Source organism: Enterobacter bugandensis, from assembly GCF_900324475.1.
Lineage (GTDB): Bacteria > Pseudomonadota > Gammaproteobacteria > Enterobacterales > Enterobacteriaceae > Enterobacter > Enterobacter bugandensis.
This window is the reverse complement of sequence record NZ_LT992502.1, coordinates 3,660,053-3,686,347: the sequence shown is the minus strand read 5'-3', so window position 1 is coordinate 3,686,347 and position 26,295 is coordinate 3,660,053. Positions and strand designations below refer to the sequence as shown.

General features: G+C 57.0%; 28 protein-coding genes. 13 read left to right on the top strand and 15 right to left on the bottom strand.

Annotated features, from left to right (window positions below; translation table 11 throughout):
* Window positions 1-253 precede the first annotated feature (253 nt).
* The 9 genes from DG357_RS17745 to DG357_RS17705 all read right to left on the bottom strand — a co-directional run bounded on the left by DG357_RS17745 (window position 254) and on the right by DG357_RS17705 (window position 9,510).
* A complete protein-coding gene (locus DG357_RS17745; RefSeq protein WP_088204892.1) occupies window positions 254-1,438 on the bottom strand; it encodes an MFS transporter in 1,185 nt (394 codons plus the stop codon).
* Between the two features lie 172 nt (window positions 1,439-1,610).
* A complete protein-coding gene (proX, locus tag DG357_RS17740) occupies window positions 1,611-2,606 on the bottom strand; it encodes a glycine betaine/L-proline ABC transporter substrate-binding protein ProX (RefSeq protein ID WP_045260894.1) in 996 nt (331 codons plus the stop codon).
* Between the two features lie 9 nt (window positions 2,607-2,615).
* Window positions 2,616-3,680, bottom strand: a complete 1,065-nt coding sequence (gene proW / locus DG357_RS17735; protein ID WP_028014178.1) for a glycine betaine/L-proline ABC transporter permease ProW — start codon at window positions 3,678-3,680, stop codon at window positions 2,616-2,618.
* Window positions 3,673-4,875, bottom strand: coding sequence for a glycine betaine/L-proline ABC transporter ATP-binding protein ProV (gene proV, locus DG357_RS17730; protein ID WP_045260893.1), 1,203 nt, complete (start codon window positions 4,873-4,875; stop codon window positions 3,673-3,675). Before proV ends, proW begins: the two co-directional genes overlap by 8 nt.
* A 332-nt stretch (window positions 4,876-5,207) precedes the next feature.
* Complete coding sequence (nrdF, locus tag DG357_RS17725; RefSeq protein WP_045260892.1) at window positions 5,208-6,167, bottom strand: class 1b ribonucleoside-diphosphate reductase subunit beta; 960 nt, start codon at window positions 6,165-6,167, stop codon at window positions 5,208-5,210.
* 9 nt (window positions 6,168-6,176) lie between these two features.
* Window positions 6,177-8,321, bottom strand: coding sequence for a class 1b ribonucleoside-diphosphate reductase subunit alpha (gene nrdE, locus DG357_RS17720; protein WP_088204891.1), 2,145 nt, complete (start codon window positions 8,319-8,321; stop codon window positions 6,177-6,179).
* Window positions 8,294-8,704, bottom strand: a complete 411-nt coding sequence (gene nrdI, locus DG357_RS17715; RefSeq protein ID WP_045260890.1) for a class Ib ribonucleoside-diphosphate reductase assembly flavoprotein NrdI — start codon at window positions 8,702-8,704, stop codon at window positions 8,294-8,296. Before nrdI ends, nrdE begins: the two co-directional genes overlap by 28 nt.
* Entirely contained in the window at window positions 8,701-8,940 is a 240-nt protein-coding gene (gene nrdH, locus DG357_RS17710) for a glutaredoxin-like protein NrdH (RefSeq protein ID WP_041908533.1), read from the bottom strand. The genes nrdI and nrdH overlap by 4 nt, the downstream gene beginning before the upstream one ends.
* 243 nt (window positions 8,941-9,183) lie before the next feature.
* The gene (locus DG357_RS17705; protein WP_023308924.1) at window positions 9,184-9,510 is read right to left on the bottom strand and encodes a DUF883 domain-containing protein; all 327 of its coding nucleotides are present in this window, start codon (window positions 9,508-9,510) and stop codon (window positions 9,184-9,186) included.
* Window positions 9,511-9,670: 160 nt separating this feature from the next.
* Between DG357_RS17705 and DG357_RS17700 the strand changes: the two genes are divergently transcribed.
* Entirely contained in the window at window positions 9,671-10,015 is a 345-nt protein-coding gene (locus DG357_RS17700) for a DUF2002 family protein (protein WP_023308923.1), read from the top strand.
* Between the two features lie 32 nt (window positions 10,016-10,047).
* Here the strand turns inward: DG357_RS17700 and alaE are convergent, their stop codons facing one another.
* The gene (alaE, locus tag DG357_RS17695) at window positions 10,048-10,497 is read right to left on the bottom strand and encodes an L-alanine exporter AlaE (protein WP_028014172.1); all 450 of its coding nucleotides are present in this window, start codon (window positions 10,495-10,497) and stop codon (window positions 10,048-10,050) included.
* A 493-nt stretch (window positions 10,498-10,990) separates the two neighbouring features.
* On the opposite strand from alaE, the gene stpA reads away from it, so the two are divergent.
* Complete coding sequence (gene stpA, locus DG357_RS17690; protein WP_041908535.1) at window positions 10,991-11,395, top strand: DNA-binding protein StpA; 405 nt, start codon at window positions 10,991-10,993, stop codon at window positions 11,393-11,395.
* A 38-nt stretch (window positions 11,396-11,433) separates the two neighbouring features.
* Here the strand turns inward: stpA and DG357_RS17685 are convergent, their stop codons facing one another.
* Complete coding sequence (locus tag DG357_RS17685; protein ID WP_028014170.1) at window positions 11,434-11,613, bottom strand: hypothetical protein; 180 nt, start codon at window positions 11,611-11,613, stop codon at window positions 11,434-11,436.
* A gap of 79 nt (window positions 11,614-11,692) precedes the next feature.
* Window positions 11,693-12,214, bottom strand: a complete 522-nt coding sequence (locus DG357_RS17680; protein WP_028014169.1) for a rhodanese family protein — start codon at window positions 12,212-12,214, stop codon at window positions 11,693-11,695.
* A 179-nt stretch (window positions 12,215-12,393) separates the two neighbouring features.
* On the opposite strand from DG357_RS17680, the gene DG357_RS17675 reads away from it, so the two are divergent.
* The gene (locus tag DG357_RS17675; protein ID WP_032644909.1) at window positions 12,394-12,552 is read left to right on the top strand and encodes a YqaE/Pmp3 family membrane protein; all 159 of its coding nucleotides are present in this window, start codon (window positions 12,394-12,396) and stop codon (window positions 12,550-12,552) included.
* On the opposite strand, the gene DG357_RS17670 is transcribed toward DG357_RS17675, so the two are convergent.
* A complete protein-coding gene (locus tag DG357_RS17670) occupies window positions 12,549-13,478 on the bottom strand; it encodes a LysR substrate-binding domain-containing protein (RefSeq protein ID WP_028014168.1) in 930 nt (309 codons plus the stop codon). The two genes, DG357_RS17675 and DG357_RS17670, sit on opposite strands and share 4 nt — an antisense overlap.
* Before the next feature lie 319 nt (window positions 13,479-13,797).
* Here DG357_RS17670 and DG357_RS17665 point away from each other — a divergent pair, with 319 nt between their 5' ends.
* The 7 genes from DG357_RS17665 (at window position 13,798) to DG357_RS17635 (ending at window position 22,217) form a co-directional block, all read left to right on the top strand.
* On the top strand, window positions 13,798-14,403 hold the full coding sequence (locus DG357_RS17665; protein WP_088204890.1) for an ankyrin repeat domain-containing protein: 606 nt from the start codon (window positions 13,798-13,800) through the stop codon (window positions 14,401-14,403).
* 107 nt (window positions 14,404-14,510) lie between these two features.
* A complete protein-coding gene (gene fdrA, locus DG357_RS17660; protein ID WP_088204889.1) occupies window positions 14,511-16,052 on the top strand; it encodes an acyl-CoA synthetase FdrA in 1,542 nt (513 codons plus the stop codon).
* Window positions 16,052-17,467 (top strand): YlbE family protein, encoded by a 1,416-nt coding sequence (locus DG357_RS17655; RefSeq protein ID WP_048959576.1) that lies wholly within the window; start codon window positions 16,052-16,054, stop codon window positions 17,465-17,467. Before fdrA ends, DG357_RS17655 begins: the two co-directional genes overlap by 1 nt.
* An 11-nt stretch (window positions 17,468-17,478) precedes the next feature.
* Window positions 17,479-19,029 carry a xanthine permease gene (locus DG357_RS17650; RefSeq protein WP_088204888.1) on the top strand — a complete coding sequence of 517 codons (1,551 nt, stop codon included), beginning with the start codon at window positions 17,479-17,481 and terminating at the stop codon, window positions 19,027-19,029.
* On the top strand, window positions 19,026-19,982 hold the full coding sequence (locus DG357_RS17645) for a carbamate kinase family protein (protein ID WP_088204887.1): 957 nt from the start codon (window positions 19,026-19,028) through the stop codon (window positions 19,980-19,982). Before DG357_RS17650 ends, DG357_RS17645 begins: the two co-directional genes overlap by 4 nt.
* Window position 19,983: 1 nt before the next feature.
* Window positions 19,984-21,363, top strand: a complete 1,380-nt coding sequence (locus DG357_RS17640; protein WP_088204886.1) for an amidohydrolase family protein — start codon at window positions 19,984-19,986, stop codon at window positions 21,361-21,363.
* A gap of 119 nt (window positions 21,364-21,482) precedes the next feature.
* Window positions 21,483-22,217, top strand: coding sequence for a class I SAM-dependent methyltransferase (locus tag DG357_RS17635; protein WP_088204885.1), 735 nt, complete (start codon window positions 21,483-21,485; stop codon window positions 22,215-22,217).
* On the opposite strand, the gene DG357_RS17630 is transcribed toward DG357_RS17635, so the two are convergent.
* Window positions 22,211-22,813, bottom strand: coding sequence for a short chain dehydrogenase (locus DG357_RS17630; RefSeq protein ID WP_028014155.1), 603 nt, complete (start codon window positions 22,811-22,813; stop codon window positions 22,211-22,213). The genes DG357_RS17635 and DG357_RS17630 overlap by 7 nt on opposite strands.
* Window positions 22,814-22,910: 97 nt before the next feature.
* Here DG357_RS17630 and DG357_RS17625 point away from each other — a divergent pair, with 97 nt between their 5' ends.
* Together DG357_RS17625 and DG357_RS17620 are read left to right on the top strand one after the other, a co-directional pair.
* On the top strand, window positions 22,911-23,798 hold the full coding sequence (locus tag DG357_RS17625) for a LysR family transcriptional regulator (RefSeq protein ID WP_063437854.1): 888 nt from the start codon (window positions 22,911-22,913) through the stop codon (window positions 23,796-23,798).
* Window positions 23,799-23,818: 20 nt separating this feature from the next.
* The gene (locus DG357_RS17620; protein WP_088204884.1) at window positions 23,819-25,000 is read left to right on the top strand and encodes an aminotransferase-like domain-containing protein; all 1,182 of its coding nucleotides are present in this window, start codon (window positions 23,819-23,821) and stop codon (window positions 24,998-25,000) included.
* 45 nt (window positions 25,001-25,045) lie between these two features.
* On the opposite strand, the gene DG357_RS17615 is transcribed toward DG357_RS17620, so the two are convergent.
* Window positions 25,046-25,465, bottom strand: coding sequence for a nuclear transport factor 2 family protein (locus tag DG357_RS17615; RefSeq protein WP_049136897.1), 420 nt, complete (start codon window positions 25,463-25,465; stop codon window positions 25,046-25,048).
* A 97-nt stretch (window positions 25,466-25,562) separates the two neighbouring features.
* Here DG357_RS17615 and DG357_RS17610 point away from each other — a divergent pair, with 97 nt between their 5' ends.
* Window positions 25,563-26,294 carry an AraC family transcriptional regulator gene (locus DG357_RS17610; protein ID WP_088204883.1) on the top strand — a complete coding sequence of 244 codons (732 nt, stop codon included), beginning with the start codon at window positions 25,563-25,565 and terminating at the stop codon, window positions 26,292-26,294.
* The last annotated feature ends 1 nt before the right edge of the window (window position 26,295 follow it).

The following is a 26,295-nucleotide window of genomic DNA, read 5'->3' as shown; positions in this document are numbered from 1 at the left end:
AATTATTTGTGCGGTTATATCCGCCAAACGAATGCCACCATCAAAGAGCGCCGGGTAAGTCCGTGACCCGGTGAGCACAGAAAGCGTAGGGTATAAACCCGCTGAAGAGAGGATGTGGGGACGGGGGTCTGAACTATTCATGCCAATTGTAGATATGTCACCCACATTAAAATTTCTGGGATAAATGATTACGTTTACATTAACAGACTGCCGGGCCCCTTTACACCCTAAGAGGCCCAAAGCAATGTAAAACTTAATGAATTGCTTCCTGACGATGATAGCCGCGCCACCATACAACCAGGTTAAGCGCGGCGACGAGTGCCCCTATCCCGCACACGCCTGACCAGCCGGCATGCTGCCACGCCGACGCTGATATTAACGAACCCGCCGCACCACCAATGAAGTAGCTGGTCATGTATCCGGCCGTGAGGCGGTTACGCGCCTCGGGCTTCACGCGGTAAATCACGGTCTGGTTGGTGATGTGAACACCCTGTACGGTGAGATCGAGCACCAGAATACCGACGATCAGCGCCAGCACCGAGACGTGCCCATACCAGATGGCCGTCCAGGAGAGCAGGAGCAAAATCAGTCCGGCTGTCGTGGTCATGTGCGATTTGCCTTTATCAGCCAGCCCGCCTGCCGGGCGAGCGCCCAATGCACCGGCAGCACCGGCCAGACCGAACAGACCAATCACCCCTTCGGAATAATTGAACGGCGGTGCTGCCAGCAGAAACGCCATCGACGTCCAGAGAATGCTGAAGTTGGCGAAGGTTAAACACCCCAGCAGAGCGCGGGTGCGCAGCAGTTTATCCTGCGTGAACAGGCTAAACACGGAGGCCAGAAGCTGTGGGTAATTCAGGTGGTTCTCCTGCTTCACCTTCGGCAGCCCGCGCCACAGCGCCAGCGCCATCACCACCATCAATACGCTCGCCACCCAGTAAACGGTGCGCCAGCCACCGAGGCTTGCCAGCAGCCCGGCAACGGTTCGCGCCAGCAGAATGCCCAGCAGCAGGCCGCTCATAATAGTGCCGACCACTTTGCCGCGTTTTTCCGGCGAGGCGAGCGTTGCGGCGAGAGGCACCAGGATTTGCGCCACGACGGAGAAAAGCCCCGTTAGCGCGGTACCGACAATCATCATCGTCAGCGACTGGCTGCTGGCGGTGATCAGCATGCCGCCTGCCGCCAGAAGCGTCATAGAGACGATAAGCATCCGGCGCTCAAACATATCGCCCAATGGCACCAGGAACAGCAGCCCTGCCGCATAGCCGAGCTGCGCAGCGGTGACGATAAAGCCGGCGGAGCTGGCTGAAAGATCGAAGGCGCGCGCGATAGTATCAAGCAGAGGTTGTGCGTAATAGTTGCTGGCGACTGCCAGACCCGTTGCCACGGACATTAAAAGGATGAGTGCGGGGCTAAGCCCCTGAGATGTTTTTGTCATTAGTTTCAGGAATCGTGAGTTAAGTGATTATTTTTCCGGAAACCATAATAGCTAATGATTGTGAATGTTGGGGGATTGTTATGTGTGTGTTTGTGCGGTTAATCCCCTCACCCTAACCCTCTCCCCAGAGGGGTGTACGGTCCGGGGTGAGGGGTAAGGTTGTGTTGTGTTTTTACTTCTGCGCCGCAAGCGCCTCTTTCACCCAGCCATCAAACTGCTGCTGGTGGGCTTTGATCCAGCCATCCACGTGGCCTTTAACATCCGCCTCAGAGGATTTGCCCGCGTGCATCATCGCATTCTGGGCGTTGATGTCCGCCAGCGGCAGCTTCATCACCGAGAACAGCTTCGCCGCAGCCGGGTTTTTCTCCGCCCAGGCTTTGTTCGCCACGATGTGCATGGTGTTCACCGGGAAGCCATAGTTCATGCCGTTCGGCAGTTTGGTGTCGATATCTTTCTGCTCGCCCGGCAGGGAGGAGAAGGGCACCTGTAACCACACCACGTCTTTGCCCGGCTTCAGCACGTCGCTCACCCAGTACGGCGTCCAGGTGTAGTAGATCACCGGCTTGCCTTCTTTAAAGCGGGCAATGGTGTCGGCCATCATCGCGGAGTAGTTGCCGTGGCTCACGTCGACGGTTTTCGCCAGATCGAACGCTTTGTTCTGGTGGTTAATCACCGCTTCGCAGCCCCAGCCCGGCGAGCAGCCCATCATGTCGGCCTTTCCGTCACCGTTGGTGTCGAACAGTCTGGCGATCTTCGGATCTTTCAGCTGCTCAATATTGGTGATGTGGTACTTATCAGCGGTTTTCTTGTCGATCAGATAACCCTGCGCCGCGCCGGTCACGAAGGTGCCTTCGCGATAGAATTTCTTATCGCCACCTGCGGCGGCATACATGTCGTCATGCAGCGGCTGCCAGTTCACGGCGGTAAAGGTGGCATCACCGGAGGCAATCGAGGTGTAGCCCACGTTGTAATCCACTTCGCTCGGCGTGTTGACCGTATAGCCCAGCTTCTCCAGCGCGCGGCTGACGATCAGGGTCTGGAAGCTCTCTTCCGAAATGGTGCTCTGCACCGGCTGCACGGTAATGCCTTTGCCCGGCAGGTCAGCGGCAAACGCGCTGGTGGAGACAAGGGTGGCAAACGCTGTGGCAAAAAGTACGTTATGTCGCATCGTTGTTCCTTATTTTGTAAATGGGCGGGTCAGTAACCCGACAGGGCCGGTGGTGTACCAGCGACGGTTGCCGCGACTGCGTGAATCACGACCGACAGCCTGGGTCAGGCGGTCAAGAATAATGGCGAGGATCACAATCCCGACGCCGCCGACGGTCGCCAGCCCCATGTCGAGACGGCCAATACCGCGCAGCACCATCTGGCCGAGACCGCCAACGGCGATCATCGAGGCGATCACCACCATAGACAGCGCCAGCATCAGCGTCTGGTTAACGCCCGCCATAATGGTCGGCATCGCCAGCGGAAGCTGAACCTTAAACAGCATCTGACGCGGGCTGGCGCCGAACGAGCGCGAGGCCTCAATCAGATCCGCTGGCACCTGGTTAATCCCCAGGATCGTCAGGCGAATAATCGGCGGCAGGGCGAAGATAATGGTCACCACCACGCCTGGCACGTTGCCGATGCCGAACAGCATCACGATAGGCACCAGATAGACGAACGCCGGGGTGGTCTGCATCGCATCCAGCAGGGGACGAATAATCTTCGCCGCCCGCGGGCTGCGCGCCAGCCAGATCCCCATCGGCAGGCCGATGACAATGCAGAAGAGCAGGGCGGTCAGCACCAGCGCCAGGGTAATCATCGCCTGAGACCACGCGCCAATCGCGCCGATGGCGATCAGGGAGATCAGCGTGGCGACGCCCATACCCGCGCTACCGAACTGCCACGCGATCAGCGAGAACAGGATTATCGCCACGGGCGCCGGCATGCCCAGCATCAGCTGCTGGAAGCCGTTCAGGATGTAATCCACCGGGATGCGGATCCCCTGGAACACCGGGCGGAAATGGGTAACGACCCAGTCGATCCCCTCTGTTACCCAGCTGTCCAGCGGGATCAGCGTCTTGTGGAACGGATCCATAATATTGAAATGCTCTGGCGCAGGCGCGGGTGCGCTGTTGAGCCAGTCCGCCGCGCCGCCGCCGTCGGCAGGTGCGGGCGTGGAACCCCACGCATCGGCAGATTGCGCCGCGCTGTCCGCAGCTTCAGTGGTACCCCATGGGTTTGATTGATCAGCCATTGTTTGCCCCCTCGCGATCTAAAGCCTGTAGCAGCATCCGTTTTGAGATGATGCCAACGTACTGTTGTTCTTCACCGACAACCGGCACGGCGCAAGGCGCCTGACCCACGTGAGAGAGCAACTCGCTAAGCGGCGTTTCGGCATCCACGGCAAGCGGAGCGTCAATCAACGCCGCATCGATTCCCTGATTTTCGCTCAGGGCGGTTTTCAGAGAGTCGATGGAGACAACGCCGACAAATTTATTGCCGCGTTCAACCAGATAACCGTATTCACGGTCTTCATCCTGCAACAGCTTCAGCGCGGAGCGCGGGCCGAAGCCTGGCGTTTTTCGAATAATGCCGTTTGGCGTTCGGCGGGCAATATCTTTCGCGCTAAATACCTGGCTAATATCCACGCCGCGGAAGAAGGTGCGCACGTAATCATTCGCCGGATTATTCAGAATTTCATCCGGCGTGCCGACCTGCACCACTTCGCCATTTTGCATAATGGCAATGCGGTCGCCAATACGCATGGCTTCATCGAGATCGTGAGAAATAAAGACAATGGTGCGCTGGTGTTTGGCCTGTAATTTTACCAGCTCATCCTGCATCTCGGTGCGAATTAAAGGATCGAGGGCTGAAAAGGCTTCATCCATTAATAATATGTCTGGATTAATGGCTAACGCGCGGGCTAATCCAACGCGCTGACGCATCCCGCCCGAAAGCTCGTCCGGGTAGGCATGAGCGTAATTTTCCAGCCCAACCTGACGCAAAGCATCCAGGGCTTTTTCCTGACGTTCCTGAGCAGGCGTGCCGGCTAATTCCATACCGAAGGCGGTATTATCGAGCACCGTCATATGCGGCATCAGCGCGAATGACTGAAACACCATTGCGATCTTCTTTCTGCGCACCTCGCGGAGTTCTGCGTCTGAGATTCTGGCGATATCCACGCCGTCAATCAGCACCTGTCCGCGGGTGGGTTCAATCAGGCGATTGAGAAGGCGAACCATAGTGGATTTACCCGAACCGGATAACCCCATGATGACAAAAATCTCGCCTTCTTCAATGGCCAGACTGGCGTCTTTAACGCCAAGCGACAGCCCGGTTTTTTCCAGAATTTGCTCTTTCGAAAGGCCTTTCTCAATATATTTGAATGCGCGCTGCGGGTGCTCGCCAAATATTTTATAAAGATTTTTCACTTCTAATTTAATTGCCATGCAATAGAGAGTGTCCTGTTATTTGTTTATGTCGATATGATTACCATGGTAAATTGTTAACGGGCATAACCCTAACATACTGAGAATCTGAGACAACCCTGAGTTGGCCTGACGCCGGAATTTTGCTGCAAGCGAAACGGCTGAATTTCCCATGAATAAAGGGCTGAGGGCGGTTTGAATTTTTCTCAATTTTTTGCTGCTGCGTCGGGAAATTCGCCTGAATCGGTGTGATTCAGGCGAATATGACGGGGAAATTACAGTGTAGTGCCTGGAGAAATAGTGGTATGGAAATAATGAGATTTATATTTAATTAATGAACGTTAATTCATACATTAAAAATCCCAATCCTCATCTTCTGTCTCCACCGCTTTACCCATCACGTACGACGATCCGGACCCGGAGAAGAAATCGTGGTTTTCGTCCGCATTGGGCGACAGCGCCGCGAGGATCGCCGGGTTTACCTCCGCCATCTCCGGCGGGAAAAGCGCGTCGTAGCCCAGGTTCATCAGCGCTTTGTTCGCGTTGTAGCAGAGAAACGCCTTCACGTCCTCTTCCCAGCCCGTTCCGGCGTACAGCTCTTCGGTATAGCTCAACTCGTTGTCATACAGATCCATCAGCAAATCGAGGGCGAAACCTTTGAGTTCCTCGCGTTTTTCCGGGCTGACTTTCTCCAGCCCTTTCTGATACTTATAGCCGATGTAATACCCGTGCACCGCCTCGTCACGGATAATGAGGCGAATCAAATCGGCGGTGTTGGTGAGCTTGCCCCGGCTCGACCAGTACATGGGCAGCCAGAAGCCGGAATAGAAGAGAAAGGATTCCAGGAACACGCTGGCGATCTTCTTCTTCAGCGGCTCGTCGGCGCGGTAATACTCCAGCACCAGCTCCGCCTTGCGCTGTAATGACGCGCTCTCTTCGCTCCAGGCGTAGGCCGCGTCCACGTCTTTGGTCTGGCACAGCGTCGAGAAAATCGAACTGTAGGAGCGGGCATGTACCGCCTCCATAAAGCTGATATTCGACATTACCGCCTCTTCGTGCGGCGTCAGCGCGTCGCTCATCAGAGCGGGTGCACCCACGGTATTCTGAATAGTGTCCAGCAGCGTCAGGCCGGTAAAGACGCGGATCGTCAGCTGCTGTTCGGCGTGGCTCAGCGTCTGCCAGGCTGGAATATCATTGGAGAGCGGCACCTTTTCCGGCAGCCAGAAGTTGCTGGTCAGGCGGTTCCACACCTCCAGGTCTTTATCGTCCTGAATCTTGTTCCAGTTAACGGCACTCACGCGTGACAGTTTCATCCTTTCTCCTTACAGCGCGCAGGACACGCAGCCTTCGATTTCGGTGCCTTCCAGCGCAAGCTGGCGCAGGCGAATGTAGTACAGCGTTTTGATGCCTTTCTTCCAGGCGTAAATCTGCGCTTTGTTGATATCCCGCGTGGTGGCGGTGTCCGGGAAGAAGAGCGTCAGCGACAGCCCCTGGTCAACGTGCTTCGTGGCCTCGGCGTAGGTATCAATGATTTTCTCCGGGCCGATCTCGTACGCGTCCTGGTACAGCGCCAGGTTCTCATTGGTCATAAACGGGGCAGGGTAGTAGACGCGTCCGGTTTTGCCTTCCTTACGAATCTCAATCTTCGACACGATCGGGTGAATGCTCGACGTGGCGTGGTTGATGTAGGAAATCGAACCGGTTGGCGGCACCGCCTGCAGGTTCTGGTTATAAATGCCGTAGCGCATCACGTCGTCGCGCAGCTGCTGCCACATCTCGCGCGTCGGCAGGGTAATGCCGGCGCGGTCAAACAGCGCGCGCACTTTTTCGGTTTTCGGCTGCCAGTCGCCTTCCAGATACTGGCTGAAATACGCCCCGCTGGCGTAGCGCGACTGCTCAAAGCCTGCGAACCGCTGGTTGCGCTCGCGCGCCAGCATCATTGAGGTATGCAGCGCATGCCAGGTGACGGTGTAGAAATAGAGATTCGTGAAATCCAGCCCTTCCGGGCTGCCGTAGGCGATGCCTTCCCGTGCCAGATAGCCGTGCAGGTTCATCTGCCCCAGGCCGATGGCGTGCGACGCGGCGTTGCCCGCCTCGATGGACGGCACGCTGCGGATGTGGCTCATGTCCGATACCGCCGTTAGCCCGCGAACGGCGGTCTCCACCGTGCGGCCAAAATCCGGCGAATCCATGGTGTGGGCAATATTCAGCGACCCGAGGTTGCAGGAGATATCTTTGCCGATCTCCGCGTAGTCCAGGTTTTCGTCGTAAGCGGAGGCGCTGTTGACCTGCAAAATTTCCGAGCACAGGTTGCTCATGTTAATGCGCCCGGCAATCGGATTGGCGCGGTTTACCGTATCCTCGTACATGATGTACGGATAGCCGGATTCAAACTGAATTTCCGCAAGCGTCTGGAAGAAATCGCGGGCGTTGATGTATTTCTTGCGGATGCGATCGTCTGCAACCAGCTCGTCATAAAGCTCGCTTATCGCCACGTCGCCAAACGCTTTGCCGTAGATACGCTCCACGTCATACGGCGAGAAGAGCGCCATGTCGGCATTCTCTTTGGCCAGCTTAAACGTGATATCCGGGATCGTCACGCCGAGCGACAGGGTTTTGATGCGGATTTTTTCGTCGGCGTTTTCGCGCTTGGTATCGAGAAAACGCAGGATGTCCGGGTGGTGCGCGTGCAGGTAAACCGCCCCCGCCCCCTGGCGTGCGCCAAGCTGGTTGGCGTAGGAGAAGGCATCTTCCAGCATCTTCATCACCGGGATCACGCCCGAGGACTGGTTTTCGATGCGCTTGATCGGCGCGCCCGCTTCCCGCAGGTTCGAGAGCAGAAACGCCACGCCGCCGCCGCGTTTGGAAAGCTGCAGCGCCGAGTTCACCGCACGGCCAATCGACTCCATATTGTCTTCGATGCGCAGCAGGAAGCAGGAGACCAGCTCGCCGCGCTGGGCCTTGCCGCAGTTGAGGAAGGTGGGCGTAGCGGGCTGGAAGCGGCCGGAGAGGATCTCCTCCGTCAGCCGTTCAGCCAGCGCTTCATCGCCCTGGGCCAGCGTCAGGGCCACCATCACGGTGCGATCTTCAAAGCTTTCCAGGTAGCGTTTGCCGTCGAAGGTTTTCAGGGTGTAGCTGGTGTAATACTTCCATGCGCCAAGAAACGTCTGGAAGCGAAAACCGCTGGCGTGCGCACGTTCAAACAGTCTTACCACGAAGGGACGATCGTAGCGGGCCAGGACGCGCTCCTCGTAGTAGCCCTCGTTAACCAGATAGTCGAGACGTTCATTCTGGCTTGAAAACGTCACGCTGTTGGGCCGCACGTGGACGGCGAAAAAAGCCTCTACCGCCTCGCGATCTTTGCCAAACTGAATGCGCCCCTCCCGGTCATAGAGGTTAAGCATCGCGTTTAATGCGTGGTAGTCCGGCGTCGCCTGAATTACCCGTTCTGCGGTTGTCGTTGCCAAAATTCGTTCACTCCTTTACGCACGTTTTCTACGTCCTGCTGTGTCCCCATCAGTTCAAAACGATAGAGATACGGCACGCCGCATTTTCGAGAGATGACATCCCCGGCGCGGCCAAAGGCATCGCCAAAATTACGATTGCCCGCCGCGATCACGCCCCGAATCAGTACCCGGTTATGAGGATCGTTCAGAAAGCGGATCACCTGGCGAGGTACTGCTCCTGCCGTACCGCCGCCGCCATAGCTGGGCACCACCAGAATGTAAGGTTCGTCTACCTGAATGCGCTCCCGCTCGTTGAGCGGAATACGCACCGCTGGCAGCCCGAGGCGCTCAATAAAGCGCAGCGTGTTTTCTGAGCTGCTGGAGAAGAAGACCAGCCCACTCATGCACGCGTGGCCTGAGCGCTCAGGCGGTTAATCATGTCCGGGCGAAAGCCAGACCAGCTGGTATCACCGGCAACCACCACCGGAAGCTGACGAAATCCCTGTTCGCGCAGGGTATCCGCGGCATCGGGCACCAGGTCGATATTTACCATCTCAAACGCCACGCCTCGGCTCTCCATCGCCCGTTTGGTGGCGTGGCACTGAACACAATCGTTACGAGTGTAAATAATAATGCTCATGATTCGTATTTCCATTTAGAATGAGAAAACGGCGCGAGTTAACGCGTCATAGAGTGTATGTCTTTCTAAAGAGAATACTAGATGTAGTTGATAAAAGATTCAACCATACAAGATATGGGAAATTCAGATTAATGTTGCCCTGATGATGAGCACAGCGGGGCAGGGCGGGCTGTACGGGTTTTTCAGGCTTACAGGCATAAAAAAGCCCCGGCGCCTGAGGCTACCGGGGTTGAGAATGCGGGCTTACTTACGCAGGCTGAGCAGGGCTCCGACAAAAATGCCGACCGCCGCGACGGTTCCCAGCGTACACAGTGGTTTTTCACGTACGAAGGTCGTAGCACAGCTTGCCATGTCGCAGGCCGCCTGCGTAGCGCGTGAACGTCCGTTCATACGGGCGCGGGTTTCACGGAGCAGAGACTGAGCCTTACGTTTCGCAGCATCTGCTTCATCCTTCGCATCGGATCCCCAGGATTTCAGCACTTCCTCAAGCGTGTCCGCTAATTGGCTGACATCATTACGAATATCCTGCGCGTCGTCGTTAATATCGTTTCGGTTCGGTCTGTTAAACATACGATCCTCCGTAATTTTGTGTTCCCGTTTAGTTTAGTTCAGAAATTTAATATCTGAAGCGCGTCACGCGTTATCCGCCAGTTTATGGACTATTCTGAAAGCCCTGCTAATGCTGATTACTGTAAGGTTGCCGGGCAGGAAAAGATAACGAGGAAAAGATATGTATTTACGACCTGACGAGGTGGCACGCGTTCTTGAAAAAGAGGGATTCACCATGGATGAGGTGACGCCAAAAGCGTATGGATATCGCCGCGGCGAGAATTATGTTTATGTTAATCGTGAAGCCAGGATGGGACGTACCGCTCTCATTATTCACCCGACGCTGAAAGACAGAAGTCTGTCATTTGCTGAGCCTGCCTCGGATATTAAAACCTGCGACCACTATCAGCAATTTCCGCTCTATTTAGGCGGTGAACGGCATGAGCATTATGGTATTCCGCACGGTTTCAGTTCGCGTATGGCGCTGGAGCGGTTTCTGAAGGGACTGTTTGGCGACGTACAGTAAATCTGCGACTGGCTTTCGCCAGTCGCTTCACATTACGCTTTTACCTGGCCGTACTGGCTGACCTTAAACAGGCGGCGGCAGTAGTCGAGGAAATAGCCGTATACCGCACCCATCAGCATTGATACCACGATATTCGAACTGACCGCTGCGGCGATCTGGTGCCAGTCCGCGCCCACTGTCAGGAGAATAGCCACGTAGACCGGCGACTGGAACGTGACGTACGCCAGCACGTCGGCAAGATTTTTCATCCAGCCCGCCGGGCTGATGCGGCGCGCGAAACGCATGACGGCATCGCGGTATAGCCCGTAAGGCCATGCGATAATAATATTGACCGGGATCGCCACCAGACGAGAAGAAAGTGACTGCTCGAAGGTCATTCCGGAGAGGAATATTTCAATCAGCATGTTCACAACGGAACAGTAGACAACCATCGCGAAAGTATCCGCCACCGCGTGGCGCAGGCGAGATTGCGGCGAGAACATGTCTGAACTCCTTGAGAAGAACGCAGTGGAATCGGTTTTCCTTCAGCGGCTAGTGCTTTAGGTTGGTTTGTTTGAGGTGTATAGCGTATATCTCTATGTTTGAACTAACAACTAGTGATTAATTTTTATTTACTCGCCTTTTGTCCACAATATTCTCTAAAATTGGTTGTTTTTTATCCGGTTCGTTATAATCTGTCTCATCAAATGTTTTACTTATATAAATCAGTGTCTTAGATGTTTTGCTTTTGACGCAGAAATCCACTCCCCTGATGATAGCGCAGTATGCTGTGATTTGGATTAAAGTTGACCATTTATATTGATTCGGTGATTAGATCTACGTGTTTCCCGCCAATGCTATGCGCTATTATTAACGGCGATATTTAAATATATTTACATTTATGCCCGTTTGGACCTTTGGGTAGATATTTCAACTGAAATGAATTATTCTTGGGGCGATTTATCTATTTACCCCAAAGAAAAGGTTTTCAATAATATGTCTTTGACGTTACAGAATCTTAATAATATCCGAACCCTGCGCGCGATGGCGCGAGAATTAACCCTGGACGTTCTTGAGGAAATGCTGGAAAAGGTCAGGGTCGTTACTGAAGAAAAACGCAATGAGCTGGCGGAATTAGAGCAGCAGCGCGCTGAACAGCAGGAAAAAATTAATACCCTGCTGGAACTGATGAAAGCCGATGGTATTTCTCCGACTGACCTGCTGGGTTCAGAACTGGCGCAGGCGGGTAAACCGACTAAAAAGCGTAAACCGCGTGAAGCGAAATATCGCTTTATTGACCAGAACGGTGAAGAAAAAACGTGGACCGGCCAAGGCCGCACGCCGAAGCCTATTGCCAGCGCACTGGCAGAGGGTAAATCACTGGATGATTTTCTGATCTAATACGTGGACCGGGCGGAACAAGCCGCCCGGTTGTCTGTTCAGCAGACGCCGAAATCACCTTCTTCGGTATACGGCGCCAAATCGGCCGCTTTCAGCGTATATTTCTCGCCTTGTTCATTGCTGGCCTGTACCGCCACCACGTTTTCACCGTTCACTTCGAGCACTTTCAGCTTTGGGCCGCCTTTTAGCGGTTGCACATAATCACCGACAGAAAACATATAACCTCCTCATCGTTTTAGCGATCTTCACCTTAGCCGACGTCTGATGTCGGGTACAGCGTAATTCATTGATTACTGCTTATGAGGTATGACGGTTCCACGGCATCACTTTCAGCAACCGTGCCATACCGCAAAAACCTGTCACACCGGCGAACAGCAGCCCGGCACCGACGAAACCGCTCAGCAGGAAAAAGCCGCTGGAGACGCTATAACCCAGCACCACGCCGCAGAGGATCAGCAGCCCGGCGGCAATTTGTACCTGCCGCATCAGCGGGAGCGGCTGGGATTTATCTTCAACGGTCAGCAGCCCGGCCTGCTTCCAGCCCTGAATGCCCCCCTCAACCACGAAGGCCTGAGCCGGCAACGCTGCCTGCGCAAGTCGCGCAGCATTGTTTGATGTCCGTGTCCCGGACTGACAGTGGAAAATCACCGTTTCACCAGGGGCAGCGTTGAGCCCGCCGGGTAAAGAATCCAGCGGTATGGAGCGTGCTGCCGGAATATGCTCGCGGGCATACTCATCGGGATCGCGAATATCAATCAGTTTTGCGCCTTCTTTAATAAGCGCGTTCGCCTGCTGTGGCGAAATAAGAGAAAGAGACATGGTGTTTCCTTACGGTCAATTTATGAGTAGTAGAACATTTAAGGAAGGGCTTAAGCCAGTGTAAAGAGGGTAAAGGCAGGTAAAAGCGCGAGAGACGAATGGCAGTAACCCGTAAACTGGCTATGCTTAGAGAAATGTCTCTTTTTAATTTTCAATTGGTTAGCTTGCACGGAGTGATTATGGGTTTTTGGCGCGTTGTTTTTACGATTATTCTCCCGCCGCTGGGCGTGCTGCTTGGCAAGGGACTGGGCTGGGCGTTTATTCTGAACATCCTTCTGACCATCCTGGGTTACTTCCCGGGCCTTATCCACGCGTTTTGGGTGCAGACGAAAAACTAAGCACGCCACAGTAAATCACTGTATATACCGGTTAACACGCCTTCCGGGCCAAACTGCTGTTTGATCCAGCGCGTCACCTGGCCGGTCGCCGCATGCTGCGTGGCGAGCAGCATGCGCGAGTCCTGACGCGGATTGTTAATACGCCGCGTGATGAGCAGACCGTCTTCCATCGCTTCTCTTGCCATGTATTCCGGCAAAAAGCCAATCCCTTCCCCCAGAATCTGGCACTGGCACTTGGTGTTGAAATCCGGCACCAGAATCGCCTCCTGCCCGTGCAGCAGCCAGCCGACCTTCTTGTTGATGGTATGCGCGGTATCTTCCACCATGATGTTGGGGTACAGGCGCAACTGGCTCTCCGCTATCGGTTCGGGAACAAAGGCGAGGGGATGTTCCGGCGCGATGGCAAACACCCAGCGAATGGCGCCAATTTCGGTGTAATCAATCCCGCCGCCGTCCAGCAGCGTATCCGGCGCGCCAATCGCGATGTTGGCCTGATTGTTGATGATCGAATCCCAGACGCCGTTATACACCTCGGTCGTCACCGTGATCTGGCAGGTGGGAAACTGCTTTTTCAGCACCTGCAGCAAACGCGCGGTATGGCGCGGCGTATACAAGAGCTGATTAATGCAGATGCGCACTCGCGCCTCGATGCCCTGCGAAATGGTATCAATCCCGCGCTTGATGGCGTGGAAGTCATTCAGCAGGTCGGTGGCTTTACGGTAAAAATAAAACCCGGACTCCGTCAGCTCGATGCTGCGCGTGTTGCGCACAAACAGCACCACGTCCAGCCCGGTCTCCATGCGTTTAATGGTGTAGCTAATGGCGGAGGTCGTCACACCCAGCTCGGCGGCGGCTTTGCTGAAGCTGCCGAAGCGTGCCGCGGTGGTGAAGGCCAGCAGGTTCTCTTCGGTAAAGATGGAATTCATATCACAGCATCCTCAGCCATCAGTTTTGAACATATTTTAACAGCGCCGTTACATCATATTTGAAGTGTGTCACAGTTCTGACTATTTACGCGGAGCCGCGTCCTGCAAGGCTTTTACAACCATAAGGATAATGCTGCCTGAGGCGCTAAAAAGCGGTAAACCATAAGAAAAAGGTTGCACAGACGCACGTTTTAGCCTGACTGTTGAATTTAACTCAACAATGAATTGCGTGTCGATGAATCATTTTTAAGCGGATTCTTTTGTGACCAGGCTGTTGCTATTCTCAGGTCATCAGAAGTGAAACATTGGGAGACTGAATATGTCTGCAAACGCACTCGTTACGGAATTTCTGCTGGCGGCAGAAGAGGGCAACATCGACGCGCTAAAAGCCTGCCTGGATAACGGCGTGGATATTAACGCCACCAATCGCCAGAAAAGAACCGCCATTATTATTGCCAGCCTGAAAAAGCATTATGCCTGCGTGGAATTATTAATTGCCGCCGGCGCGGATATTGATAAACAGGACCAGACCTGTTTTAACCCCTTCCTGATAAGCTGCCTGACTAATGATTTAACCCTGCTGCGCATCGTTCTTCCGGCGAATCCGGATCTAGACCGTCTGACGCGCTTCGGCGGCGTGGGCATTACCCCTGCCAGTGAAAAAGGCCACGTTGAAATCGTGCGCGAGCTGCTGGAAAAAACCGATATTAACGTCAACCACACTAACTTTGTCGGCTGGACGCCGCTGCTGGAAGCCATCGTGCTGAATGACGGCGGCGCAAAGCAGCAGGAAATTGTGAAGCTGCTGCTGGATCACGGCGCGAATCCGCACATGACCGATAAATACGGCAAAACCCCGCTCGAACTGGCGCGGGAAAAAGGCTTCAACGCGATAGCAGACCTGCTGCTGGCGGCAGGCGCATAGCGCAGTTGGCCAGCCACTTCCGGCTGGCCGTTAATTCAAACAGTATTTTTACCGACGTGCATTCTGCGCGACGGCGGCCCCCTTTTATCCGTATTCAGGAGAAAACAATGCCAACCAAAATCGTTATAAAAAAGAACACGTATTTCGATTCGGTTTCCTTAATGTCGGTTTCCACCAAAGCCAATAAATTGCCGGGCGTCGAACAGGCGTTTGTGGCAATGGCGACGGAAATGAATAAAGGCGTTCTGAAAAATCTCGGGCTGCTCACGCCGGAATTAGCGGAAGCCAAAAATGGCGACCTGATGATCGTGATTAAAGGCGACGCGGCGAACGATGAAACGCTGGCGGAAATAGAAGCCTTATTTACACGCAAAGCGAGCAGCGGCGGCCATGAAGCACGCTACGCGACGATTGCCAGCGCCAAGACCCATCGCCCGGACAGCAACCTGGCGGTCATTTCTGTCAACGGCACCTTTGCCGCCCGCGAAGCGCGTCAGGCGCTGGAAAACGATCTTAACGTGATGCTGTTCTCCGATAACGTGTCGCTGGACGACGAGCTGGCGCTGAAGCAGCTGGCGCATGAGAAAGGGCTGCTGATGATGGGGCCAGACTGCGGGACCGCCATCATCAACGGTGCGGGGCTGTGCTTCGCCAACGCGGTACGTCGCGGGCCGATTGGGATCGTTGGCGCCTCCGGCACCGGCAGCCAGGAGCTGAGCGTGCGCATTCACGAGTTCGGCGGCGGCGTGTCGCAGCTAATCGGCACCGGCGGGCGCGATCTCAGCGAGAAAATCGGCGGCCTGATGATGCTCGACGCCATCGACATGCTTGAGGCGGACGAGGGCACTCAGGTGATTGCGCTCATCTCCAAGCCGCCTGCGCCAGCGGTGGCAGAAAAGGTGCTGGCCCGCGCCAGAGCCTGCCGCAAGCCGGTGGTTGTTTGCTTCCTCGGCCGCAGCGAACCGCCCGCCGATGAAGACGGCCTGCAGTTTGCGCGTGGCACCAAAGAGGCGGCGCTGAAGGCGGTGCTGCTTACCGGCATTAAAAAAGAGTCCCTGGATCTGCATCCGCTCAACTGGCCTTTGATTGAAGAGGTGCGCGCCCGCCTGACCCCGCAGCAGAAGTACATTCGCGGCCTGTTCTGCGGCGGCACCCTGTGCGACGAAGCGATGTTTGCCGCGCTGGAGAAGTTCGACGATGTCTGGAGCAATATCCAGCCCGATCCGGCTAAGCGCCTGAAGGACATCAGCGTCAGCCAGGCCCACACCTTCCTTGACTTCGGTGACGACGACTTCACCAACGGCAAACCGCACCCAATGATCGACCCGACCAACCGCATCAGCCGCCTGCTACAGGAGGCGCGCGATCCGCAGGTGGGCGTCATCGTGATGGACTTCGTGCTCGGCTTCGGCGCGCACGAGGATCCGGTGGGGGTGATGATCGACGCGATCAAAGAGGCACAGGCGATCGCGAGAGCCGATAACCGTCCGCTGGAGATCCTCGGCTACGTGCTCGGCACCGACCAGGATCCGCAGTCGCTGGCGCAGCAGTGCCAGCGGCTGACCGACGCAGGCGTCATCTGGGCCAGCAGCAGCACCAACACCGGATTACTGGCACGCGAATTTGTTTGCAAAGGGGAGAACGCATAATGACCACTTTATTCAACCAGCCGCTTAACGTCATTAACGTCGGCATTGCGATGTTCAGCGACGACCTCAAAAAGCAGCACGTTCCCGTGACCCAGCTCGACTGGACGCCGCCGGGGCAGGGCAATATGCAGGTTGTTGAAGCGCTCGACCAGCTGGCAGAGAAACCGCTGGCGGAGAAGATCGCTGCCGCGAACAAAATCGCCCTTGAGCGCATCATCCAGTCTCACCCGGTGCTGGTGGGCTATGACCAGGCAATTAACGTAGTGCCGGGCATGACCCGCACCACCATTCTGCACGCCGGTCCGCCCGTCGCATGGGAAAACATGTGCGGGGCGATGAAGGGCGCGGTTACCGGTGCGCTGGTATTTGAAGGGCTGGCGACGGATCTGGAGGATGCCGCAAGGCTGGCGGCTTCAGGCGAGATCACCTTCTCGCCGTGCCACGAGCACGACTGCGTGGGCTCCATGGCGGGCGTCACCTCCGCGTCGATGTTTATGCACATTGTTGAAAACAAAACCTACGGTAACCGGGCGTTCACCAACCTCAGCGAGCAGATGGCGAAGATCCTGCGCATGGGGGCTAACGACCAGAGCGTGATCGACCGCCTGAACTGGATGCGCGACGTGCTCGGCCCGATGCTGCGCGACGCGATGAATATCATCGGCGAAATCGACCTGCGCCTGATGCTGGCCCAGGCGCTGCACATGGGCGACGAGTGCCACAACCGCAACAACGCCGGCACCACGCTGCTGATCCAGGCGCTGACGCCGGGGCTGATTCAGGCGGGCTACCCGGTGGAGCAGCAGCGCGAGGTGTTTGAGTTTGTCGCCAGCAGCGACTACTTCTCCGGCCCGACGTGGATGGCGATGTGTAAAGCCGCGCTGGATGCCGCTCACGGCATTGAATATAGCACCGTGGTTACCACCATGGCGCGCAACGGCTACGAGTTCGGCCTGCGCGTTTCCGGCCTGCCGGGACAGTGGTTCACCGGCCCGGCGCAGCAGGTGATTGGCCCGATGTTCGCAGGCTACAAGCCGGAAGACTCCGGGCTGGACATTGGCGACAGCGCCATCACCGAAACCTACGGCATCGGCGGCTTTGCGATGGCGACGGCACCGGCCATCGTTGCGCTGGTGGGCGGCACGGTGGAGGAAGCCATCGACTTCTCGCGCCAGATGCGCGAAATCACCCTCGGCGAGAACCCGAACGTCACCATTCCGCTGCTGTCGTTTATGGGCATTCCAACCGCCATCGACATCACCAGAGTGGCGGGCAGCGGCATTCTGCCGGTGATCAACACCGCCATAGCCCACAAGGACGCGGGCATCGGCATGATTGGGGCGGGCATCGTTCACCCGCCGTTTAGCTGTTTTGAAAAGGCGCTGTTGACCTTCCGCGATCGCTACGTTCTATAAGGTATGCATCCATGAAAAACATGAAACTGGAGTGGAAAAGAGGTGACTGGGCGGCCTATTTCGGGTTGATGACCAACAACCTGACTAATTTGCTGACCATGATGGGGCTGCTCATTTTTGTCGTCGGCATCCCGAAGGAGATTGTTTATGGACGCATCGCGCCGGCCTTCGGGCTGGCGGTGCTGGTAGCGAGCTTATGCTACACATGGTTTGGCCTGCAAATGGCGCGCGCCACCGGACGTACGGACGTCACCGCGCTGCCGTCCGGCCCGAGCGCACCCTCGATTTTTACCGTGACCTTCCTGGTCCTGATGCCCGTCTACCAGCAAACCGGCGATGCGGATTTCGCGATTCAGATTGGCCTGGTGTGGTGCTTTGTGGAAGCAATGATCCTCGCGGGCGGCTCGTTCCTGGGGGAGACCATCCGCAAGATGATCCCGCGTACCGTGCTGCTGTCATGCCTGTCCGGTCTTGGCCTGCTGCTGCTGGCGATGAACCCAATGTTGCAGGCGTTCGAAGCGCCCACCGTGTCGTTCATCGTTCTGCTGCTGATCTTCATTAACTGGTTCGGTAAAAAGCCGATTTTCGCCAAAATCCCGACCGGCCTGCTGCTGCTGATTGCCGGAACAGCGCTGGCGTGGATTTCCGGACTGCAAAGCCCGGATGCCATTAAGGCGTCCATGTCATCCTTCGGCTTTAACCCGCCGGAGGTGCACGTGGACAGCTTTATGCAGGGCCTTCCGCACGCGCTGCCGTATCTGGCGTCCGCCGTACCGCTGGGGCTGGCGAACTACATCTTTGACCTGGAGAACATCGAAAGTGCCCATGCGGCGGGGGATGAGTACCCGACCCGCAAGGTGATGCTGGCGAACGGCCTGGCTTCCATGCTCGGCTGCCTGATGGGCAACCCGTTCCCGGTCACGGTCTACGTGGGCCATCCCGGCTGGAAGGCGATGGGGGCGAGCATCGGCTACACGCTGGCGTCCGGCGTGACCATGTTCATCGTGCCGCTGTTCGGGCTGGGGGCCTTTATGCTCGCCATCATACCGATGACCGCTATCGTGCCGATTCTGGTGTTTATCGGCGTCGTCACCGCCAACCAGGTGGTGCGGGAAACGCCGAAAGTGGAGGTGCCCGTCATCTTTATCTGCCTGTTCCCGTGGATCGCTAACTGGGCGCTGACCATGATGAACAGCGTGATGAGCGCGGCGGGAACCAGCGCGGCGAAAATTGGCACCGACGTGCTGCACAGCAAAGGGATCTACTACGAGGGGCTGATGCACCTCGGCAACGGTGCGCCGCTCGCCAGCATGCTCTGGGGCTGTATCGCTATCTTCGCCATCATTAACAAACCGCTGCGCGGGGCCGCCGCCGCCGCAGGAGGCGCGCTGCTGGCGCTGTTTGGCGTGATCCACGCGCCAGTGGTGGGCTTTGCCGAGGGCAGTTCCCTGATGTTCGTCACGGCCTACCTGATGATGGGCGGCATGTTTGTGGTGAAGCATTTCCTCGACAGCCGCGAAGTTGCGAGCGCTGAAGTTACTGTTGCGAAGGAAAACGTATGAAAGAGCTAATGGTCGTCGCCATCGGCGGCAACAGCATTATCAAAGACAACGCCAGCCAGTCGGTTGAACATCAGGCGCAGGCGGTCAAAGCGGTGGCCGAGTCGGTGCTTGAAATGCTGGCCTCCGACTATGACATCGTCCTCACCCACGGCAACGGCCCGCAGGTGGGGCTGGATCTGCGCCGCGCCGAGATCGCCCACGAGCGGGAAGGGCTGCCGCTGACCCCGCTGGCAAACTGCGTGGCGGATACCCAGGGCGGCATCGGCTACCTGATCCAGCAGGCGCTCAACAACCGCCTGGCGGCGCGTGGCGAGCAAAAGGCGGTCACGGTCGTCACCCAGGTGGAGGTGGATAAAAACGATCCCGGCTTTACGCACCCGACAAAACCGATCGGCGCGTTCTTCAGCGAGGCGCAGCGCGACGAGCTACAGCTCGCGCACCCGGACTGGCATTTTGTCGAGGATTCAGGCCGGGGCTATCGCCGCGTGGTGGCCTCGCCCCAGCCGCTGCGCATCGTCGAGGCGGATGCGATTAAGGCGCTAACGCAGAAAGGTTTTGTGGTCATCGGCGCGGGCGGCGGAGGCATTCCCGTGGTGCGCAGCGAGCAGGGGGATTATCAGAGCGTGGATGCGGTTATCGATAAAGATCTCTCCACCGCGCTGCTGGCCCGTGAGATTTGCGCCGACGTGCTGGTGATAACCACCGGCGTGGAGAAAGTCTGCGTTAACTTCGGCAAGCCAGACCAGCAGACGCTGGACACTGTCAATGTAGCGCAGATGACGCGCTACATGGATGAAGGACACTTTCCGGCGGGCAGCATGCTGCCCAAAATCGTCGCCTCGCTGGCATTTTTACGCCACGGCGGCAGGCGCGTGATCATCACCTCGCCGGACTGCCTGCCCGCGGCGCTGCGCGGTGAAACGGGTACCCACATTGTTAATGAAGGAAGATAAGATGAGTGAAAACAAAAGCCGCCGCGAGTTTATCAGCCAGAGCGGCAAAATGGTCACCGCCTGTGCGCTGTTTGGCGCAACCGGCTCCGTGGCGTATGCTGCCGACACTGCAAAGGCAACCTGCGAGATGGGGAAACCGATGAAGATCATCGCGAAACATTACTATCTGGACAACGTGCTGCTGGAGGCCGGGTTCAACTTCGAGGGCAGCGTGGCGACGAGCACCCGCACCGAGCTGAAAACGCTGGAGATCAAATACGGGAAAATTGTCGCCCTGCGCGATAACGGCAGCCACGCCGACGCGACCCTGCCGCACTACGACGCGGGTAAAAAGCTGATGCTTCCGGCGATGCGCGACATGCACATTCACCTGGATAAAACCTTCTACGGCGGCCCGTGGCGCTCCCTGAACCGTCCGGCGGGCACCACCATTCAGGACATGATCCGCCTGGAGCAGAAGCTGCTGCCGGAGTTACAGCCCTACACGCAAGAACGCGCCGAAAAGCTGATCGATCTGATCCAGTCGAAAGGGTCCACCATCGCCCGCAGCCACTGCAATATTGAGCCGGTTTCCGGCCTGAAAAACCTGGAAAATTTGCAGGCGGTGCTGGCGCGCCGCAGCGCAGGTTTTGACTGCGAAATCGTTGCCTTCCCGCAGCACGGCCTGCTGCTCTCCAACGCTGAAAAGCTGATGCGCGAGGCGATGCAGGCGGGGGCGCACTACGTAGGCGGGCTGGACCCAACCAGCGTTGACGGCGCGATGGAGAAATCGCTCGATACCATGTTCCAGATTGCGCTGGACTACGACAAAGGGGTGGATATTCACCTGCACGAAACCAGCCCGGCGGGCGTGGCGGCGGTGAACTACATGGTGGAAACCGTGGAGAAAACACCGGAGCTGAAGGGGAAGCTGACCATCAGCCACGCCTTCGCGCTGGCGACGCTCAACGAGCAGCAGGTGGATGAGATTGCCACCCGCATGGCGGCGCAGCAGGTGACCATCGCCTCCACCGTGCCGATTGGCACCCTGCACATGCCGCTGAAGCAGCTGCGGGAGAAGGGCGTGTTTGTTATGACCGGCACCGACAGCGTGATCGACCACTGGTCGCCGTACGGTCTGGGGGACATGCTGGAGAAAGCCAATCTGTACGCCCAGCTCTATATTCGCCCGAACGAGCAGACGCTCTCCCGCGCGCTCGGCATCGCCACCGGCGACGTGCTGCCGCTGAACGATAAAGGTGAACGCGTATGGCCGAAAGCGCAGGACGACGCCAGCTTTGTGCTGGTGGACGCCTCCTGTTCCGCCGAGGCGGTGGCGCGCATTTCTCCGCGGACCGCGACGTTCCACAAGGGGAATCTCGTCTGGGGTGTTGTTGGCTAAAAGCGATCCGGGTGGCGCTGCGCTTATCGGGTCAACATGGGATCGTAGGTCGGGTAAGGTGAAACCGCCACCCGACAATGCAGTATACTGCTATGCACATTCTTAAAGAGGGATCTGCCATGGCACAAAACATCTACGACAACCCGGCGTTTTTTGAAGGCTACGCTCAGCTTCCGCGTTCGGTGCACGGGCTGGACGGTGCGCCTGAGTGGCCTGCGCTCAAGGCAATGCTGCCTGATTTAACCGGCAAAGCGGTTATCGATCTCGGCTGCGGTTACGGCTGGTTCTGCCGCGCGGCGCGCGAGCTGGGCGCGTCTGACGTTACGGGCGTCGATATCTCAGAAAAAATGCTTGCCCGCGCGGCTGAACTGACGGATGACGTACAGATTCACTATCAGCGTAGCGATCTGGAATCTCTTCAGCTTCGCGAAAACAGTCTCGATCTGGTCTACAGCTCGCTGGCGCTACACTACCTGCCGGAGCTGGACACGCTATTCGCCAACGTTCATCGCGCGCTAAAACCGGGTGGCAGCCTGGTCTTCTCGATGGAGCACCCAATTTACACCTGCGCCACCCGTCAGGGCTGGCTGACCGACGACAGTGGCGAGCGGTTCTGGGGCGTGAACCATTATCAGGACGAAAGCCAGCGCGTCAGCAACTGGCTGGCGGATGGAGTGATTAAATACCACCGCACGCTGGGCACCACGCTTAACGCGCTGGTCAAGGCGGGATTAACGATAAGTGAAGTCAATGAGTGGGGACCAACGCAGGCGCAGATTGACGCCTGGCCTGCATTGTCCGAAGAGGCGGAGCGCCCGATGCTGGTGCTGATGTCCGCCCGTAAGGCTCAGTAACCTACCTTATACACCCGCCCGCTCTGCACCCCTTCCACGCTGCGGCGGTAGGCCTGGGCCACGGTCGCGGCGGGAACGCTTTCAAAGCCAGGGAAGAACCCGTCATATGCTTCGGCGGATTCCGTCAGTACCGTTGGGCTAATCAGGTTAATGCGGATCCCGCGCGGCAGTTCGCAAGCTGCGGCGCGGACAAACCCTTCCAGCGCCGCATTGACCGTGGTGGCATTTACGCCCTGCGCAATCGGCTCGTGCGCCACAATCCCGCTTATCAGCGTAATCGAGCCGCCTTCGTTCAGATAATGCTGGCCGGTCAGCGCCAGACGCACCTGCCCGAGCAGCTTGTCCTGCAGGCCCTGGTTGAAGTCGCTGTCCTTCATGGTCGCGAGCGGACCAAAGTAGAGACCACCGCTGGCGGAGACAATCGCATCCACCGGGCCGATTTTCTCAAACAGCGCCTGCACGCTCGCCTGCGAGGTGATATCCACCTGGTAGTCGCCCCGCGTGCGACCCACGCGGATGACCTCGTGACGACGGCTTAACTCTTCGGTTACGGCTCGACCGACCGTACCGCTGGCACCAATAATGACGATTTTCATATCCGACTCCTCATGTTGTGAGCCCTCATTCTTTAATAAATAAAAAGTCAGATAAACTGGGCTAAAGTTAGATGATTGCTAACCAGGGGTTTGGAATATGGATAAGCTTCGCGGCATGGAGACGTTTATCGCGGTGGTAGAGAGCGGCAGCTTCACCGGCGCGGCGGCGCGGTTGGAGATGTCGGCGGTGATGGTCGGGAAATATATTGCGCTGCTCGAATCTCAGCTCGGCACGCGGCTGCTGGAGCGCAATACCCGTCGCCAGAGCCTGACCGACGCCGGACGCGTTTATTTCGAAGAGGCCAGGCGCGTGCTGGAGCAGGTCTCGATTGCCGAAAGCGCGGTTGAACGGCTGCGCGCGACGCCCGCCGGCACCCTGCGCGTCACCGCCCCCACGTCGTTTGGCGGCTGCGCGATCGCCCCTCTGACGGCTACATTTTTGCAGCGCTACCCGGAAGTGCGTATCGAACTGGATCTCACCAACCGGATGGTCGATCTGGTGGAAGAGGGGGTCGATCTGGCCATTCGCATTGGCGATATCCGCAATGACGATCTGGTGGCGAAATATCTGTGTCCCTACAACATGGTGATCTGCGCCGCGCCGGATTATCTGGCGCGACACGGCACGCCGCAGACGCCCGCCGATCTGGTGGATCATCTGTGCCTGTCGCACACGGTGTGGACCGCGCGCAACGAGTGGCGGCTGCCGGGTGCGGAAGGGGAGGTGCGCTGGAAGCGGGATGCGATCTTAAGATGCAACGACGGCTACGGCTTACGCATGGCTGCGCGAGCCGGGGCAGGGCTGCTGCTGCAACCGGAAGTGCTGGTGGCGGAAGAGCTGGCAAGCGGCAGGCTGGTGCGTGTGCTGGAGCCATTCACGCCCGCGCCGAGGCCGGTGCATTTACTGTGGCGTCAGGATTTGCGTCCCCTCCCTAAGCTAACGGAATTTATTGCTCATATTCTGCTAAGATTGGGCACAATATAAAAAAAGAAGGTAATCAAAGAATGTCTGCAAACAAACTCGCCAGCAGCGCGCAGGGCCTGCAATCATCTGCCATCCGTGAATTATTAAAACATAGCAAAATGGCGGGCGTGATTTCGCTGGGCGGCGGTATTCCCAATCCGGACCTGTTCGATCGCGAAGGGCTTAAAATTGCCGCCGATGCCGTGTTGTCACAGAATTTTGGCGAGGCGTTCCAGTATGGCCTGACGGAAGGTGTACCGGGGCTGCGCGAAGAAATTAAACGCATCTGCGAGGGGCGCGGCATCGCCTGTAAGGCCGATGACGTGGTCATTACTTCCGGCTCTCAACAATCTCTGGACGTGCTGGCGCGTGCGTTAATTAATCCGGGCGATACGGTTGTCGTTGAACGTCCTACCTATCTCGCCGCGCTGCAGGTCTTTGGCCTGGCACAGGCGAATTTTGAATCCGTCGGCACCGACGGCGACGGCATGAAGGTCGATGAACTTGAAGCGCTGGTGGCGAAGAAAACCATCAAGGCGGTTTATATCGTTCCAACCTTTGGTAACCCTGGCGGCGTAACGCTTTCCGAAGCGCGCCGTAAACAGCTGGTGGAATTATCAAAGCGCCATGATTTCGTGATTATCGAAGACGATCCGTACAGCGAAATTAACTACACCGATGACGTGTTCCGACCGCTTATTGCCCATGCGAAAGATATCGGCAATGAAGATAACGTGGTGTACACCTCTACCTTCTCCAAAATCCTCGCGCCGGGCACCCGCGTGGGCTGGGTGCTGGTGCCGGAATGGCTGAAGCGCGCGGTGGTGAACCTCAAGCAAACCACCGATCTGCACACCAGCACGCTGTCCCAGCTGATGACCTACGAGTACCTGAAAACCGGGCGTCTGGCGAACCAGATTAAAATGATCCGCGAGGCCTATCGCCAGAAATACCAGACGTTTGCAACGGAACTGGAAGCCGAGCTGGGCGATGTGATGTCGTTCCACAAGCCGAAGGGCGGGATGTTCCTGTGGGCAAAAATGAACAACGGCATGAATACGACGAAATGGCTGGAAAAAACCTTAAGCAACGGCGTGGTGTTTGTACCGGGCGAGTTCTTCTACTGCAACGAACCGGACCCGACAACGCTGCGCATGTCATTCGTCACCCCAACGGATGAGCAGCTTAAAGAAGCGGTTCGACGCCTGAAGATCTCCCTGTAACAGAGCGCGCATAACGGCAGTTGCCGTTGTGCGCGCAGGGTGAGCTTATTGCGTGGCGTGGGCGAGCGCGCGGTCTGAAGCATCGCCGCCGATCGTCTGCGTCACTTCATGGATACGACAGATTTTCCCCTCGCGCAGTGCGGCAAACATATACACCTCTAATTCCGCCTGGCGACCATCTGGATACGTCACCGTAGCCCAGTGCCGGTCTGCTAAAAGATTCTCGTGACAGGCCAGCTCTTCTACCCTGAATGCGATCGCGCGGATCTGCGAGCGGACGTGGTTCAGGTGCTGCACAAAACCCCGAAAATCAAGCGCGTGACCATCCGTGTACTGCTGGTAATCGGGCGTGAACACCTCTGCGGGATCTAATTCGCCTTTGAACAAGCGGCTTAACAGGCACGCCATTTTTTCGCGCTGTAGGGTATTGTCAGGCTGGGCTATCAGGGTTGTGATGATGCTCATGTTGGCTCCTTGTGTAGTTGAGACACCATTATCCTTGACAGTCGACGGCGCAGTTTCTGTAATACGTCGATGAATAACGATTTTCGGCCAGGTTAAGATGATCGGTACAGAGACGCTCCGTCATCCCGGCGGTTACCGCACCGCGTGGCACAGCCATCCCACCGGACAGCTCTGGCGTATTGCAACGGGGCTGCTGGTGATTGAGACCCAACAGGGGCGTTCGGTTGTACCCGCAAACCATATTGGCTGGATCCCGCCGGGCCAGCAGCACGCCGCCTTTTCTGAAAGCGCGATAGAAGGCTGCGCTATCTATCTTGACCCTGCGTGCTGTGCAATGCTTCCCGATGCCCCCGCGCTGTTCGAGCCCGACGATCTCACTCATGCACTGTTTTCCCGCTTAAGCGTTGCAGAAAACGAGTACGATCCGCGAAAGCTCACCCTGCTGCTGGATGAGCTTGCCCTGACGCCTCAGGTGCGCTTTTATCTGCCCGTACCGACGGATCCGCGTCTGAAGAAGGTGGTCAGCCACTTGCTGCAGTGTGTCGATGATAATCAAACGGTCAACAGCCATGCCAGCCATGCCGGGATGAGCGTGCGTACGTTTAACCGTCGATTTAGCGCCCAGACGGGAATGAATTTCGTCAACTGGCGGCAGCTGGCGCGCGTCATGCAGGCAATGGAGTGGCTGGCGGCGGGGAAGCCGGTGGGATGGATTGCGCTGTCCTGCGGCTACAGCAGCGTCAGCGCATTTATTGAAGTTTTCAGATTGTGGACCGGTAAAACGCCGGGACAGTGGGGGATTAAAGGTGGCGCTGTAGAGCCGGTTTGAT